Origin of the sequence: Pseudocolwellia antarctica (assembly GCF_049933045.1) — a bacterium.
In the GTDB taxonomy this organism is placed as follows: Bacteria; Pseudomonadota; Gammaproteobacteria; order Enterobacterales; family Alteromonadaceae; genus Pseudocolwellia.
Genome location: NZ_CP187926.1, coordinates 1,326,421 through 1,341,628 on the forward strand (window position 1 = coordinate 1,326,421; position 15,208 = coordinate 1,341,628).

The following is a 15,208-nucleotide window of genomic DNA, read 5'->3' on the forward strand; positions in this document are numbered from 1 at the left end:
TTAATACTATTTAGCCAAGGAAAGTTATTTATAAAAAAGAGTTATTTGATATTAACTCTTTGGGTATAATTGATACTAAATTTTGTCCCTGTTTCTCACCAATCAAAGTTTTGGCTTGTTTCACGCCGGCTAATAAATCAGGTGCTCTACCTTTTAGATTATGGCAGTCTGAAGCAATAGCACTTACTTGATCTTCAATTAAAAGCTCTTCTACCATTTGTTGTACTTCTGCACCAAACTTCCCTGTAATACTACTGGCTGTTACCTGTAATGGGCATCCTAAATCAATAAATGTTTGTAATTTATCTCTGTTGTGTAAGAACGTACTATTGCGTTCAGGATGTACGATGATGGGTAAGCAATCTTTTGATAGTAACCATCTTACTAGGTTGTCACTTCCAAAAGGGACTTCTGTACGAGGAAACTCTAAAAGGAAAGTGCGTTGATTATTTATATTACCTAGCCATGGAACATTGTCTGTAGTTATTAACTGCATTATTTCAGGACCAATACGTAACTCTGCACCTAATAGTAATTTTATAGGTAAGTTAGCAGCATCTACTTGTTCTTGGAATTTTATGAACTCTTGCTCTATGTGTTGTTTAGTATTGTTAAATCGACCTATATGGATATGAGGCGTTAAAACTTGGGTTGTAACGCCTTGGTCTATGGATATTTTCAACATTTCAAGTGCTTCATCTAGGCTTTTAGCTCCGTCATCTATACCGGGTAAAATATGGCTGTGTATGTCTATCATTTTTTCACCAAGTTAGTGTTAGATCACAAGTATAGATTATAGCCGAAAGTATTGATGTGGTTAGTTTTATTTTTAAAAAATATGTAAGTGATTTTTACTGGAAAGAGTTATTAACGAATTCTTTAAAACAAGAAAACTATTTACCACCGAGGCGCTGCGCTTTAGGAGGTAGGTCAAGAACTAAACATTGTTATTTTAAAAACGTTACCAACGAATTGCGTTAATTTTACGAATTTTTTAACACAATAAGAACTTTTCTCTGTGTAGGACGAAGTCCCTCTGTGTACTCCGTGGTTTATCTTTTAATTAGGGTAATTGGCGTAATTAGCTGACAGTTAATAGAAAATCAACAAAAAAAGGCTCCTAATGAATTTAATCATTAGGAGCCTTTTAAAATAATAATTTCTGACTTAAATATTATTCTAGTATTTTATTTCTCTGGTTTAGTACCGTAATACTCACCGGAATAATAATGATCACCGTAATAACTCATTTTGTGAGGCTCAGCTACAGTAAGCACCGCACCAATAATGTTAGCGTGTAATTTTTGTAAACGAGTAACTGCTTCTTTAGCAACTTTAATTCGTGTATCTTCAGCTTTAACTGCAAAAACAACACCATCAACTTTATTAGCTAATATACAAGAATCACTAACAGGAAGTGTAGGGGGTCCATCTAAAACGATGTATTCATAATGTGTTTGTAATGAGGCTAATACCTCTTCAAATTTCTTAGATGAAAGTAACTCTAGCGGATTACGAACTACTGTCCCACATGTAATCACATTAAGTTTATCATCATTATCTTTGTATAAAATTTCAGATGCTGAACTTACAGTACCAGAGATTAAATCAGTGAGGCCAAGTTTGTTGGTAATACCTAAGTTTTTAGCAACACTTGGTTTACGTAAATCAACCTCTAACAATAAAGTTTTGCCTAAGTTACTGTAAGCAGCAGCTAAGTTCATCGCCATTGTCGATTTACCTTCACTACCTGTAGCAGACGTAACAAGTATTGTTTTAGGTGGATTATCTATATTTGAGAATAATAAACCTGTACGTATAGTATTTATACTTTCAGCAAATGGCGACAATGAATCATCGAGGTATTGCTTTTCAGGGATTGCCGTTTTCTTGTTGATTTTTACTACTGGTGTAATGCCAAGTGCAGCAAGTTTTAATCGCTCTTCAACAGCGTCTGGTGTTTTAAATGTGTTATCTAAAGCCTCACGAACAAATGCTAAAACTACACCCAAAAACAAACCAAACATACCAGCTAATATAATAATTAATTTTTTGTTGGGTTTAAAAGGTGATTTTGGAACTGTAGCTTGGTCGATAATATGAACATTTGAACTATTATATTCACTTTTACCACTAGTTTCCATTAAGCTCACTTGAAAGTTCTCATATATTCTTCGGTTATTTTCTACTTCACGCTCTAAGCTCACTAATGAAAAGTTCTCAGTTTGAAGTGATTGAATATCATTTCTGCTTTTAGCAATAAGCTTTTCAATATTAGTCACCTGAAACTGAGCTAACTTGTAGTTTTTCTCAATATTTTCTACAACTTTATTTACTTCGTTTTGTAAACTATCACGTGCACTTTTAAGCTCCGAGCGGACAGCTATCATTTTAGGATGTTTTTCACCATAACGTTCAAATAACTCATTCACACGTTGTATTAATAGACCCACATTCTTTACCAAGTCATTAGCCGTTCGGTTCTGAAGAACCGGACCTAACGAATAAAACTCTTGAGAACCAGGTTCAACATTTTTAACGGCTAGAAATTGCTCTTCGGCTGAACTTAAGTTAGTTTGTGCTCTTATTAATTCGCTGTTTAAAGATTGTAGTTGCGAATTAGCAAGACGCTGTTGTTGTTCGGTATCTACTAGCCCTTGTTGTGATCTATATGCACTCAACTTAGACTCTGAATCTTGGAGTTTCTGTTTAAGCTGGGCATATTGTTCGCTCAACCAAGATTCGGTATTTTTAACATCGCCTAAACGGGATTCTAAACCAAATTGTATATAAGCTTCTGATATTGCATTTATTATATCTGCAGCTTCCTTTGGATCATGAGAGGTATAGCTAATATTTATTATTTGGCTTTGTTTCCCGCCTGATACTTCCACATTCGCTTGAATGCCCGAAGCCAACATTACTTTTATTTCACTATCACTTAGTATTTTCGGAGTTTCCTTTTTTGTACTATCTGAAGCGAAAAGTATTGATATTTCACTTTTAAACTCTTTAATACTTTCACTTAATCCAGATCTTTTTATAGACTTTATTTTTTTTTGTTCTTTTTTATATTTTTCAACAAGGTTTAGTCGTTCAACAACTACTTCTGCGATATTTCTAGACTTTATTATTTCGTACTGTGTTTCGTAATACAAAAATACAAGTGCAGTTGCTATATATTGTTCATTCCTATCTGCTGCAGGTTTTTGTGGATCAGCTAATATTTTGCTTGATGCTTTGTATAAAGGTACAGATGAAGATGCAATGAATGCACCGACCATTAAACTACATAAGGTAATTACAATAATTCCCCATTTAGCTCTTTTAATTGTACGCCAATATTGCCCTATATCTATAACCTCTTCAGTGTTGAATGAAAGGTTATCATTTTGATTTATTACTTGATTAAGCGAAGATGCTTTTTCAGGTACTACTGAGTTCATATTATATCCTTAAAAAAAGCTTTCGCTGATAGTTATTACGTCACCGGGTTTAACTGTATCTTTAAGTGAAACTGCTTTGACAAATCTTTTTTCGACTTCACCTACAAGAGAAATTGAAGATTTTGAGGCCCTTTCAGTAAAACCGCCTGCAAGTGTTATTGCTTTTTCTATAGTCAACCCTTTACGGTAAGGGTAGCTGCCTGGTTTTTTTACTTCTCCGTTTATATAGAATGGACGGTACTCTGTTATCGTAACTGATACGTTTGGTTTTTTAAGGTAACCGTCTAATAATAGATTAGTTATTTTCATTTCAATTTGGGTTATAGAAAGGCCTTTTATATTTATTTGTCCGATAAGAGGTAACGAAATAGAACCATTGGCTCCAATTCTTGTTTTATTGATACTTAGATCTGGCTCATTAAATACAGTTATGGAGATTTCATCATCTGTAGAAACTTTATAGCTATCAGGGGCTTTAGCTGATGTATTAAATGATAAAAACATCATTATACTCAAGGTTAGAGTAATAATTAGTTTGGTTATTTTCATGGTTATTCCTTTAATAAGCTTAAATATTTAGTTATTGGTTTATCACTAGAAAGAAGTTTCTAGTGTTAAACCAATAATGTTTGATTTGAAGTTATAGATGTCTACATTTGACTTTTTTTCTTGGTATTTATAGGAAAGACTAATGTTCAACCAATTTCGAAGACTATGATTCAAACTTAGTCTTATCGAGTTGCTTTTATCAGTTCTACTGCTAATAGAAACTATTTCATCATTACTAATATTATATTGTGCAGTTATAATTGTACGAGGTGTTATTTTGTGAGAAACATCTAAGGAGTATGATGCAGTCAAAAAACCACCTTCGTTTAATATTGCTGATTCAGTTGTTTGGCGTGAAGCCCCTAGTTTGATACTTGTATAAGTATTTGGCTTCCAAATCATGTCAAGTAGGTAAGACAAGCCAGAAATATCATTAAACCTTGAGTCATCATATATTTTATCTTGATAACCAATTTTGAATATACCTGTAGATTTAGCCGTTGCTTTCCATTCTATACCTGTTAAAAATGTATTGTTATCACTAGACTGATTGAATATTAATCCATTTGATGTCGATTGGTCATAGTAGCCAAACTTCTCTGTGGATGCTTGAAGTAATATTCGAGTTTTTGGGGCTATACGGTAAAAAAATGTGGCACTTAATTGGTTTTGTTTTACATCTCTGTATGATTGTCCATTGTTTGTATATTTACGATCGTTAAATCTATAACCCAAGACTATTTGACCAATACTATTAGTTTGACCATAATAAAACTTGCCTAAAGCGGACAGATTTTCATACTTATTGAAATCAGTTAATGCTTGTGTGGAAGAGTTGGTTGTGCCCGGGACTTCAATACTTTTGTCAAAACCAATTTTAAATTCAGTATTTATCCTATGACTATGGTCTAGCCGCGTACCTGCAGCTATTGCGTGACTGTTGTAGTTAAGATTGCTATTCTTTTTTATAAGTCGAAAATTTACCATCATAACTAAATAATACGGAATGTTTACCTATTAAACCTAAGTATTTAACATTAGGAGTGACAACAATTGCAGTATCTGAAGTCTGTGTCGCATTATTAAGTACGTTATCGCTATGTTCCGCTGATATAGATCCATTTAACAATAAACCTGGTCTTTCTTCAGCATTTATTGGAATAGAAGAAGTAAGTAGTAGTAATAGATATGAGTGCTTAACTATACGTTTAAGTATTGGTGATATGTTTTTATTCCGTTTCAAACTTCTATATTTCCTTATTACTGGCTGATAACTTTGCATTTCAATTTTTGAGGAGCTATTTCCATCATAAAATTAACAAGTGTTCATTATAATAAAATATCTTTGTTAACTTTGTATGAAATTTAAGTTTTCAATAAAGGTTTAAGTCTTATTATTTTATTTCGCGATTTTAGCAGACTAATTTGTAACAATCCAAGAATAGAATATATATTCTAGATTTTATAGATGAATAATATTAATTTGTAGTAATTTTACTACATTTTTTTATTATTTGAGAATATATACGGATGTATAATATTTTATGTTTTTAAAATCATATGGAAAATACAGTTACATATATTCTCATAAAATCACCTGACTGTATGTTGTTCAGGCTTTCACGTACTAGTTAAAATTACTTAGGTAAAGAGAGATAAGTGATTTTTAACAGACGATTTAAACTGATTGTATACACGGTTATTAATTTTGAAATATTAAATAACGCACTCGCGAGTGTTCTTCTTTTATATAAAGAGGAAACTAGTTGTATGAAAATAGATTGTATTGAGTTTTATGATCGATTTAGTTTTATTTAATAAAAAAAATAATTCTGTTATCATTTTAGTAACATGCTTCAACTTTTAATGTGTAACATTAATAAACTCCGGGAAATTTATTTAACTCTGTATTGTTTATATAAGTCGTTTTGTCGAAATGAGTTCGGTGTTGCTGTACTTAATACTTTTTGATGTGAGTATTTTTCCCCTGATAATTTAAGTGAAACTAATGAAAATAGGTATTGTAGTAGGCACTAGGCCTGAAATTATAAAAATGGCTCCGGTTATTAGAGAATGTAAAAATAGAGGTATTCCTTATTTTATTATTCATTCTAACCAGCATTACTCTCAAGAAATGGATAGCATATTCTTTGACGAACTTGAGTTACCAAAACCACACTATAATTTAGGTGTAGGTTCAGGATTACATAGTAATCAAACGGGTAACATTCTGATTAAAATGGAACCTATTTTAGTTGACGAAAAACCTGATGTTGTTCTTGTTCAGGGCGATACTAATACTGTTTTAGCGGGTGCACTTGCGGCATCTAAATTAGGTATTAAAGTAGGGCACATAGAAGCAGGGCTTCGTAGTTACGACCGTACTATGCCTGAAGAAACTAACCGTATTATGACAGATCACATCAGTGATTTTCTTTTTGCGGTAGGTCCTAATCAAGAAACTATTCTGAAAAAAGAAGGTATTGATCACGCTAAAATCTTTAAAGTGGGTAATACGGTATCAGATTCTTTATTTCAACATTTAGAGTTGTCTGCTGAGAAAAGCAAAATATTAGAAGAACTAGACGTTAAGTCTAAAGAATTCTTTTTAGTTACGGCTCACAGAGCATCAAATGTTGATGTTTCTGCAAACTTATTAGAGCTATTAGCGTTATTTGATAAGTTACATGATAAATATCAACAAACGATTGTGTGGCCAATTCATCCTCGTACACAAGCTAAGCTTAAAGAATTTAAAATTGAGTTACCAAGCTATTTAAAACTTATTCCGCCAATTGGTTACTTAGATTTTATTCAACTACAAAAGCATGCAAAACTTATTTTAACCGATTCTGGTGGTATTCAAGAAGAAGCGTGTTTATTAGGTGTTCCGTGTATTACGTTACGTGAAAATACTGAACGTCCTGAGTCTATTGAAGTTGGCGCTAACGTTTTAGTGGGGCGCGATGCTGATAAAGCTATTGCTGCTGCTGAGAAGTGGTTAGCTGCTGGTGATTTCCATTGGGAAAACCCGTTTGGCGATGGTCATGTTGCTGAATATATTCTTGATATTATTACGGGTAAAGAAACCGACGATTCTGAAACGATTGTTGCGCGTAACGAAACCGTAGCTGTTATTGGTATGGGTTATATGGGTTTACCTATTTCTAGCTTAATCGCTGAAGCGGGTTATCAAGTAACGGGTGTAGATTTAAGCCAAGACAAAGTTGATTCAATTAACCGTGGTGAATGTCCTTTTGATGAAGTGGGTATGCCTGAGCTTATCAAAAAAGTGGTTTCTCAAGGTTTCTTAAAAGCTTCAACAACTATTCCTTCAAGCGAAACTTACTTAATTGCAGTTCCTACTCCGCATAAAGATAACCGTTGTGATCGAAGCTATGTTTTTGCTGCTGCAGATGCTGTGGCTAAAGTAGCCAAAGATGGACAAACAGTTATTGTTGAATCAACAATTTCACCACAAACCAGTATCGCCGTTGAAAAACGTTTTGCTGATGCAGGTGTTAATGTAAATGTTGTTCATTGTCCTGAACGTGCTATTCCGGGTGAAACGTTATTTGAGTTAGTGAATAACGATCGTATTATTGGTGCATCTAATAGCGAAGCTCAACAGAAAGTTAAACGTTTATACCAAAGCTTTGTTAAAGGTGAAGTATTCCTAACAGATTTAACTACAGCTGAATGTGTGAAGTTAGTTGAAAACACGTCTCGCGACGTAAGCATCGCGTTTGCTAATGAGTTAGCTGAAATCAGTAAAGAGTTAGATATTGATGTGTATGAAGTTATTCGCTTAGCGAACAGACATCCACGCGTTAACGTATTAACTCCTGGCCCAGGTGTTGGTGGGCATTGTATTCCAATTGACCCTTGGTTCTTGGTTGAAAGTACGAAGTCGGGCGAGTTAGTTCGTTTATCACGTGCTATTAACGATCAACGTCCTGTGATTGTTGCTAACGATGCTATTGAGTTATTAAAGTCAGTTAAAGGCACAAAAATTGGTATTTTAGGTGTGGCTTATAAAGCTAACGTTGATGATTGTCGTGAGACTCCAGCAGATGCGATTTTAGAACACTTTAAATCTCAAGGTATCGAAACTAAATACCATGACCCTTATGTTCCTGCATGGGATTGTGAACGTGTTGAAAGTTTAGCTGATATGCAAGCTTGGGCTGATGTTGTTATTCTAGTCACTGACCATGTTTGCTATAACGATTTAGACCTGAACATTCCAGTGTTAAATACTAGAGGCTAACTCTTTACTTTAACTTTAGAACTTAATATCAGAATTATTTTTAAGCATAGCTTTGTAGCTTAGTCATACAGGTAAGGCTATAGAGAAAGCATAAAAATTATAAAGCCGTTTTGACGTAACTGTTAAAGCGGTTTTTAATTTTTATATAAATATTTCTTTACAATTATTGATGTAAATTTATTAGGTTTAAGAATGTGTTAAGGATTAAGATATCTATTTTAATTAAACCAAACACTTAAATGGTTTACTGAAGTTTTTATTGAAATTTGATGTTATAAATTGCACAATGTGCGCAATTATATAATAGGTTATAAAATTGATTTTGTAATCTTTAACTTAATAATAGAAGTACTTTTATATGGACATAAATGATTCTGAATCATCGACTATAGATGATAAAACCCTGGTTGCAGGGTTTGATATAAAACCAAAAAATACAGAAATCAACTTAATAGGGAAGTGCCTAAAAGAGCGCTACGTTATAGAGTCTAAGCTTGGCAGCGGCGGAATGAGCGATATATACCGCGCTAAAGATTTGAACCTAGAACCTGCCGGTGTTGCTGAACCTTATGTAGCGATAAAAGTATTACTACAACAATTTTCATCTACGCCTGAAGCTAAACAAGTTTTAGTTAAAGAAGCGCATCAAACCCAACAATTATCTCACCCAAATATTATTAGAGTTTACGACGTTGAATCTCACGATAATTTTCATTTTATCGTGATGGAATGGCTCGACGGTGAAACGTTAGAACAAATAATTAAACGCTCTAAACCTTCAGGTATCCCTTTTGAAGGTGCTTATAAAATTATTGAACAAATAGCCAATGCGTTAATTTATGCTCACAAAGCAGGTATTGTTCATACCGACTTAAAACCTTCAAATATTATTTTAACGCGCAAGGGTGAAATTAAAGTATTTGATTTTGGTGTAGCTCAATCATTCCAGCTAAATATTGATAAGTACGCGTTACAAAATCATGAGCAACAATCTCCTTTAACTGGATTTACTCCAGCTTATGCAAGTTACGAGCAGCTTAAAGATAAGCCGCCATGTGCAGCAGATGATGTATATGCATTTTCTTGTATAGCTTATGAGCTTTTATCTAGTAAACATCCTTACCAACGCATCACTGCAGATAAAGTTGATATTAAAAATACGCCTCTTTCTAAACCAGCGCATTTAAGTTGGTATTTATGGTTAAGTTTTAAAAACGGCTTGGCTATTCTCAAAGCTGATCGTACTCAAAGTATTAATGATGTTCTTAAAGGTTTGTCTAAACAGATATTACCTACACTATCGATTAGTGCAGCCGCTGTTATTGCTTTAGTCGTATTAGCGCAAACCTATTTAATTAAAGAAGAAACAATTGACGATTTATCCGCTGATGTCGCATTAGCTGAGAAATACAATAAAGAACGTAGAAACTTTGATCAACTTACTAGCTCACAAGTACTTGCAACCGTTGACAGCATTCCTGAAAAGTATCAGTTATACAAACAAGGCTTGTTGAGAGAACATCGTCAAGGGATTATCGATATTGTTGAACAACGTATTGTTGATGTTCCAAATCAAGCAAATAGTGTTTATAAAAATTATAGTCAGATTGATATTGTTATAAATGATGCACTAACGCTTTATCCTGATTCATTTCGTCTTCAGCAATTACAAAATGAAATAAATATAAACCGACAAGCAACGACCGATGCTTTAGTTGAGCGTTTGAATTTATTATTAACACAAGGTCGTTACGACGAAAAAGGCGATAACTATATAGAAGGTATTATTAACGACTTATTCTATATTGATCCTTATTTCAAATTTAAACCGACTGACGATGCTTTTAATTTATACCGTGATAAATTTAATGCTGCAGTAAGTAAGCATGATGCCAGTAAAATTAGTGAACTGATCAAAGTAGGTGAGTTAGCGTTTAACAACTACAGTGAAGCAGAACCATTATTAACTTTTGGCAAAAACATGGAAGCTTCTGTTAATTCTATTTCAAATTTTAAGAAAAATATGGCTGAAGGGCGCAATCCTGCTTATCCGTATGAAGCCGCAGAATTCTTCTATCAATCAACGTTTAATGAATTTAATGATCAATTTATTGCGGTGACAGATTATAGAGAATTAGAAGCACTTGATGAGAAAGTGATGAGGTTAGCGGCACAAATACCTAATGATTTCGCTCCTTTAATGGCTATTAAGAAAAAATTAGCCGCCTCTTATTTAAGTTATGCCAATTCATCAATGGAAAAGAGATATTTTAAAAGAGCACAAAAGCTGATTAAAAGAGGTAATGAATTATATGCGATGCTTAACTAAACGTATTGTTTTTTAACTCAAGTTGTTGTCAATGTTTTAGGCTAATTAGCCGGTCACTTATTTTGTATAGGTTGTTAAAGTAAATGGAATTAATTTTTGAAATTGTTAGCTATCACCGTCTTTCTCCAGAGCAAATATCGAAAAAATCGATTAAAGATTCAATAACTCTTGGTCGTTCTGAGGAAAATGATTGGCACTTGCCAGATCCTGAAAAAGTTGTTTCTGGTGTACATGCAAAAGTAGAACGACAATCAGATGGTTTTTTCATTTATGATCTTTCTACTAATGGCTTGTTCATAAATAGATCGGTTGAAGCTTTAGGGCCAAACAAATCACATAAGTTAATGACTGATGATTTACTGACTTTTGGCGATTATGAAGTGTCTGTCAGCTTTGTTGAGCAAAAAAATGTAATTATTCCTGATGAGCCTTTACTCAAAGCTAAGGGTATGACTGATTTAGATGATGAGTTTCCTCCTGCTATAGTTCAAGGTATTAACAGTTCAAAACTTGCAGATGATCTGTTTTCACTTGATAAGGGGCATGACGAATTAATGCCTGTAGTGAATAATGATTTAGATGATTATTTTGATGCTCCGCAGTCTATTCCTGAAGAATGGGATGAAGACTTTTTGAAAATGTATTCTTCATCAACATCAACAGCCGCAGCTAAACTTAATATTGAACCTGAAACACCTAAAGTTAAAAAAGCTCCAGCTCAGAGAGTGCCACCTCAAAAAGTTGAACAACCTAAGCCAGCACCTATTCCTGAAAAAGTTGTTACACCACAACCTGTATACAAACAGCCAGAAGTACAAAAGCCGATAGAGCGAAGCACTGTATCAACTACAAGTGGTCAGCTTGCCTTTTTACAAGGATTAGGTGTTTCACCTGAAATAGCTTCTGATGTTATGTCAGATAAGTTGATGCATGACATGGGTGAATGTATGCAGCTTATGTTATTGGGCCTTATGGAATCATTAAGAAATCGTTCGAGCCTAAAAAATGAATTCAGAGTTAACCAAACCACTTTTCAACAAAAAGAAAATAATCCTTTAAAGTTTTCGGCTTCAATTGATGATGTGTTTCAGAACTTGTTTTTAAGAAAAAGCACAAGCTTTTTACCTGCAGATAAAGCGATTACAGAAGCTTTTAATGACACAAGAAAACATGATATTGCGTTAACTGCAGGTACTTTAGGTGAAATTGAAGGGATTTTGAGCCAGTTAGATCCTAATAGTATTGAAAGTAAAGACATGAAAGATTCAATATTAGATAACGTGTTACCTGGTAATAAACAATTACGTTATTGGAAGCTATACAAAACGTTACACGCGGATATGACAAATGATATATCCAACCAAGGGAGCTCAGCTTTATCTGACGATTTTGTTAGAGCTTACGATGAAAAAATAAAATCATTATAAAAATAGTTAGGTTAAAAAAAATGAATGTAAAGAATATATTATATGCCATTGGTTTCATGATTAGTGCAGGCTTTTTATCAAGTTGTGCAACGATTAATGCCATAGTTCCGCCGTCAACTGATTTGAAGTTTAACGTTTCTGCTGATATTAACCCTGATAAAAGTGGGCGTCCGTCTCCTGTTGTAGTAAAGGTATTTGAACTATCTTCACGTACTATTTTTGATACTCAAGATTTTTTTACTTTGTATGAATCTCCTGAAGATATTTTAGGTCCAGATTTATTAAGAAAAGATGAGTTGGAGTTGCAACCAGAACAAAGAAAAGAACATAAAATGGTACTTGACAAAAATACACGATATATCGGCTTTGTTGTCGCATATCGTGATATTGATGGTTCAAGATGGCGCTCGGTAGTTAAAGCAGATCCTACTGGTTATAAGAATATAACCATGAATATAGAAAAATTAGCTATTTACCCAAGTAATAAGTAATTAATAAAATTAGAAATAATTAGGGAAGGTTATGAGTGATTTTAGCCCAGTTGCCTGGACAGAAGGAATGTTTCTGCGTCCTCAGCATATGCAGCAACAAGAAAGATATTTACAATTTCAACATTCTAAGATTAGAGATCGAATTAACCCATTAGCCTGGGGAATTTATAATTTTGAAGTGGATCACCGTTTACTTTCTTTAGGGCAGTTTGGACTTGATAATATTGAGTGTATTTTTCAAGACAATACCTTAGCGCTTTTACCTGAGCAAAGTCCGTTACCTGACGTAATTACTATTCCATCAAGTACGATTAATCAGTTGGTTTATTTAGTTTTACCTGTGAATAAAAGCACGGGCTTAAATATATCTGATGTGTCTGATAATCAAATAACACGCTACTTTTATAACGATCATAATATAATCGATACGAGTGTCGGTTCTGACGCTATGGAAGTGTTACAAATAGGAAAACTTCATTGTAAGTTGAAACTACAAAATGAAGACCGTTCTGGTTATGTTTCTATCGCTATAGCGAGAATTATTGATGTATCAGATGAAGGTGTTATCAAACTTGATTCTAAGTTTATTCCGTCTTGTTTTACCATCGAAAATATTAAGGTATTAACCAACCTGATAAAAGAAACTCAAGGAATGATCCAACAAAGAGCTGAAGCAATAGCTGCTAGATTATCTCAGTCGCAAGGTGCTTCAAGCTCAATTTCAGATTTTCTTATGTTGCAGTTGTTAAATAGGTACCAACCTATTTTTGAACACTTAGGTAGCGTTATTGGCGTTCATCCTGAGAAACTCTATGCGCACATGATTAGTTTAGCGGGTGAGCTTGCTACCTTTAGTGCGCAAACTAAACGTCCACCTAAATTCCCTAAATATCAACATGATAATTTGACCCATGTGTTTAGCAAAGTCATGCTTAATATGAATCAGTGTCTAAGTACTGTCTTAGAACAAACAGCTGTTGAATTACCATTAGAAAAAAGTAAGTACGGAATTCATTTTACGCCTATTCATGATAAGAGTTCTTTGGACAGTGCTGACTTTATTATTGCTGTTAGTGCGGCATTACCACCTAACGAAATAAGACAACGTTTACCTGCTCAAATTAAAATTGGCTCAGTTGAAAGTATTAGAGAATTAGTGAATAGCCAACTTCCAGGTATTGGAATTATTGAATTAGCTACAGCTCCAAGACAAGTGCCTTATCATTCTGGTTACCACTATTTTCAATTAGATAAAACCAATAAAAATTGGTTTAAGTTAAAAGAAAGTGGCGGTATGGCAATGCATTTATCCGGTAATTACCCTGATCTTAAAATAGAACTTTGGGCAGTGAACGGCTAATAATAGAAAAATTAGGGATGATATAATGAATGACAAAACAATCGTGAAGCCGCGACCAGGAAGGGGAGCTGCTTTACCAAAGAATGCTGACAGTAAACGCGCTATTGCTAATAGTTCGCGTACTGTTGTTCAAGAAGCAAAACCAGATCACCGTAATCAAAATACATTACTTGCTATGTCAGGTAATCCAATTGTTGATAGTGCGGGTACTTTATTATCTATTTGTATTAAATTAAGAGATACAAAACACAATGATGATGTAGATGCGTTAAAAGTTCAGTGTATCGAACTTATTAAACATTACGAACAGCTACTTAGAACTGCCGATATTCATCGTGATGATATTCAATCAGCACGTTATTGTTTATGTAGTTTTATCGATGAAGTTGTTTTAACGACACCTTGGGGTCAACAAAGTGAATGGGCTGCAAATAGTTTGCTGTCTACCTTTCATAATGAAACCTTTGGTGGAGAACATTTTTTTACCCTCTTGGAAAACACCCTTCAATATACTTCTGACAAATACCGTTTATTAGAACTTATGTATTTATGTTTAACACTCGGTTTTGTAGGGAAAATGAAACTTGAGCCGCAAGGTTCGCAAAAACTTGAAGACTTACGAGATAAAGCTTATCACGGTATACAAACACATAAAGGTGAATTAAACCGTGATCTTTCTCCCGGTTGGCGCGACAAAGTGGCACAAGATGAAGGCTTTCAACAACCTTTCCCATTATGGGTTATAGGCGCACTTTTAGGTGTGGTTATGTTGTTCATATACATGGGCTTTAGTTACAGCATTAATAATTATTCATCAACGGTTTATAAAGAGCTTGTTACCTTAGTACCTTGGCAAAACGAAGATGAAAATACGGCAGGCAATGTTAATCGCGATGAAGCCTTAATGTTACAGCAATTACTGCAAACAGAAATTAGCCGTAACTTATTAGAAGTGGAGCAATTAAACGATAGAATTCGCATTAGAATTGGTGCTGGAGCTCTTTTTTCAAGTGGCAGCACACAGCCTAGAGCTGATTTTGAAACGGTGTTAGCAAAAATTGCACGTACGCTTGAAGGTACTAAAGGAAAAATCCTTATTACGGGACATACCGATAACGAACCTATTTTTACCACTAAATATCCATCTAACTGGCATTTGTCTTTAGCCCGAGCTACTTCAATTGGTAACTTTCTTGCAAATAATGCTTCGTTAAGTGGTCGTTTATGGCCTGAAGGTAAGGGTGAAGCAGAGCCTAGAAGCTCAAACACAAATGAAGAAAGTCGTGCGTTAAATCGAAGAATTGAAATAGATTTGTTGTTCTAGCTTCAATACAAA

General features: G+C 34.1%; 11 protein-coding genes. 6 read left to right on the forward strand and 5 right to left on the reverse strand.

Annotated features, from left to right (window positions below; translation table 11 throughout):
- Nucleotides 1–28: 28 nt before the first annotated feature.
- From ACPUVN_RS05785 to ACPUVN_RS05805, 5 genes are all read right to left on the reverse strand, one after another.
- A complete protein-coding gene (locus ACPUVN_RS05785) occupies nucleotides 29–757 on the reverse strand; it encodes a tyrosine-protein phosphatase (RefSeq protein ID WP_426370166.1) in 729 nt (242 codons plus the stop codon).
- A 430-nt stretch (nucleotides 758–1,187) separates the two neighbouring features.
- Nucleotides 1,188–3,446 (reverse strand): GumC family protein, encoded by a 2,259-nt coding sequence (locus ACPUVN_RS05790; protein ID WP_426370167.1) that lies wholly within the window; start codon nucleotides 3,444–3,446, stop codon nucleotides 1,188–1,190.
- A 9-nt stretch (nucleotides 3,447–3,455) separates the two neighbouring features.
- Entirely contained in the window at nucleotides 3,456–3,995 is a 540-nt protein-coding gene (locus ACPUVN_RS05795; RefSeq protein ID WP_426370168.1) for a polysaccharide biosynthesis/export family protein, read from the reverse strand.
- Between the two features lie 45 nt (nucleotides 3,996–4,040).
- Complete coding sequence (locus ACPUVN_RS05800) at nucleotides 4,041–4,985, reverse strand: outer membrane beta-barrel protein (protein WP_426370169.1); 945 nt, start codon at nucleotides 4,983–4,985, stop codon at nucleotides 4,041–4,043.
- Nucleotides 4,951–5,238 (reverse strand): hypothetical protein, encoded by a 288-nt coding sequence (locus tag ACPUVN_RS05805; protein ID WP_426370170.1) that lies wholly within the window; start codon nucleotides 5,236–5,238, stop codon nucleotides 4,951–4,953. The genes ACPUVN_RS05800 and ACPUVN_RS05805 overlap by 35 nt, the downstream gene beginning before the upstream one ends.
- A 765-nt stretch (nucleotides 5,239–6,003) precedes the next feature.
- Here ACPUVN_RS05805 and wecB point away from each other — a divergent pair.
- The 6 genes from wecB to tssL all read left to right on the forward strand — a co-directional run bounded on the left by wecB (nucleotide 6,004) and on the right by tssL (nucleotide 15,196).
- The gene (wecB, locus tag ACPUVN_RS05810; protein ID WP_426370171.1) at nucleotides 6,004–8,265 is read left to right on the forward strand and encodes a non-hydrolyzing UDP-N-acetylglucosamine 2-epimerase; all 2,262 of its coding nucleotides are present in this window, start codon (nucleotides 6,004–6,006) and stop codon (nucleotides 8,263–8,265) included.
- A gap of 358 nt (nucleotides 8,266–8,623) precedes the next feature.
- Nucleotides 8,624–10,594: a serine/threonine-protein kinase gene (locus ACPUVN_RS05815; protein WP_426370172.1), complete on the forward strand. Its 1,971-nt coding sequence runs from the start codon at nucleotides 8,624–8,626 to the stop codon at nucleotides 10,592–10,594.
- A gap of 83 nt (nucleotides 10,595–10,677) precedes the next feature.
- The gene (gene tagH / locus ACPUVN_RS05820) at nucleotides 10,678–12,021 is read left to right on the forward strand and encodes a type VI secretion system-associated FHA domain protein TagH (protein WP_426370173.1); all 1,344 of its coding nucleotides are present in this window, start codon (nucleotides 10,678–10,680) and stop codon (nucleotides 12,019–12,021) included.
- 20 nt (nucleotides 12,022–12,041) lie between these two features.
- The gene (gene tssJ / locus ACPUVN_RS05825; protein ID WP_426370174.1) at nucleotides 12,042–12,512 is read left to right on the forward strand and encodes a type VI secretion system lipoprotein TssJ; all 471 of its coding nucleotides are present in this window, start codon (nucleotides 12,042–12,044) and stop codon (nucleotides 12,510–12,512) included.
- A 31-nt stretch (nucleotides 12,513–12,543) separates the two neighbouring features.
- Nucleotides 12,544–13,872 carry a type VI secretion system baseplate subunit TssK gene (gene tssK, locus ACPUVN_RS05830; RefSeq protein WP_426357572.1) on the forward strand — a complete coding sequence of 443 codons (1,329 nt, stop codon included), beginning with the start codon at nucleotides 12,544–12,546 and terminating at the stop codon, nucleotides 13,870–13,872.
- Between the two features lie 25 nt (nucleotides 13,873–13,897).
- Entirely contained in the window at nucleotides 13,898–15,196 is a 1,299-nt protein-coding gene (gene tssL / locus ACPUVN_RS05835) for a type VI secretion system protein TssL, long form (protein ID WP_426357571.1), read from the forward strand.
- Nucleotides 15,197–15,208 lie beyond the last annotated feature (12 nt).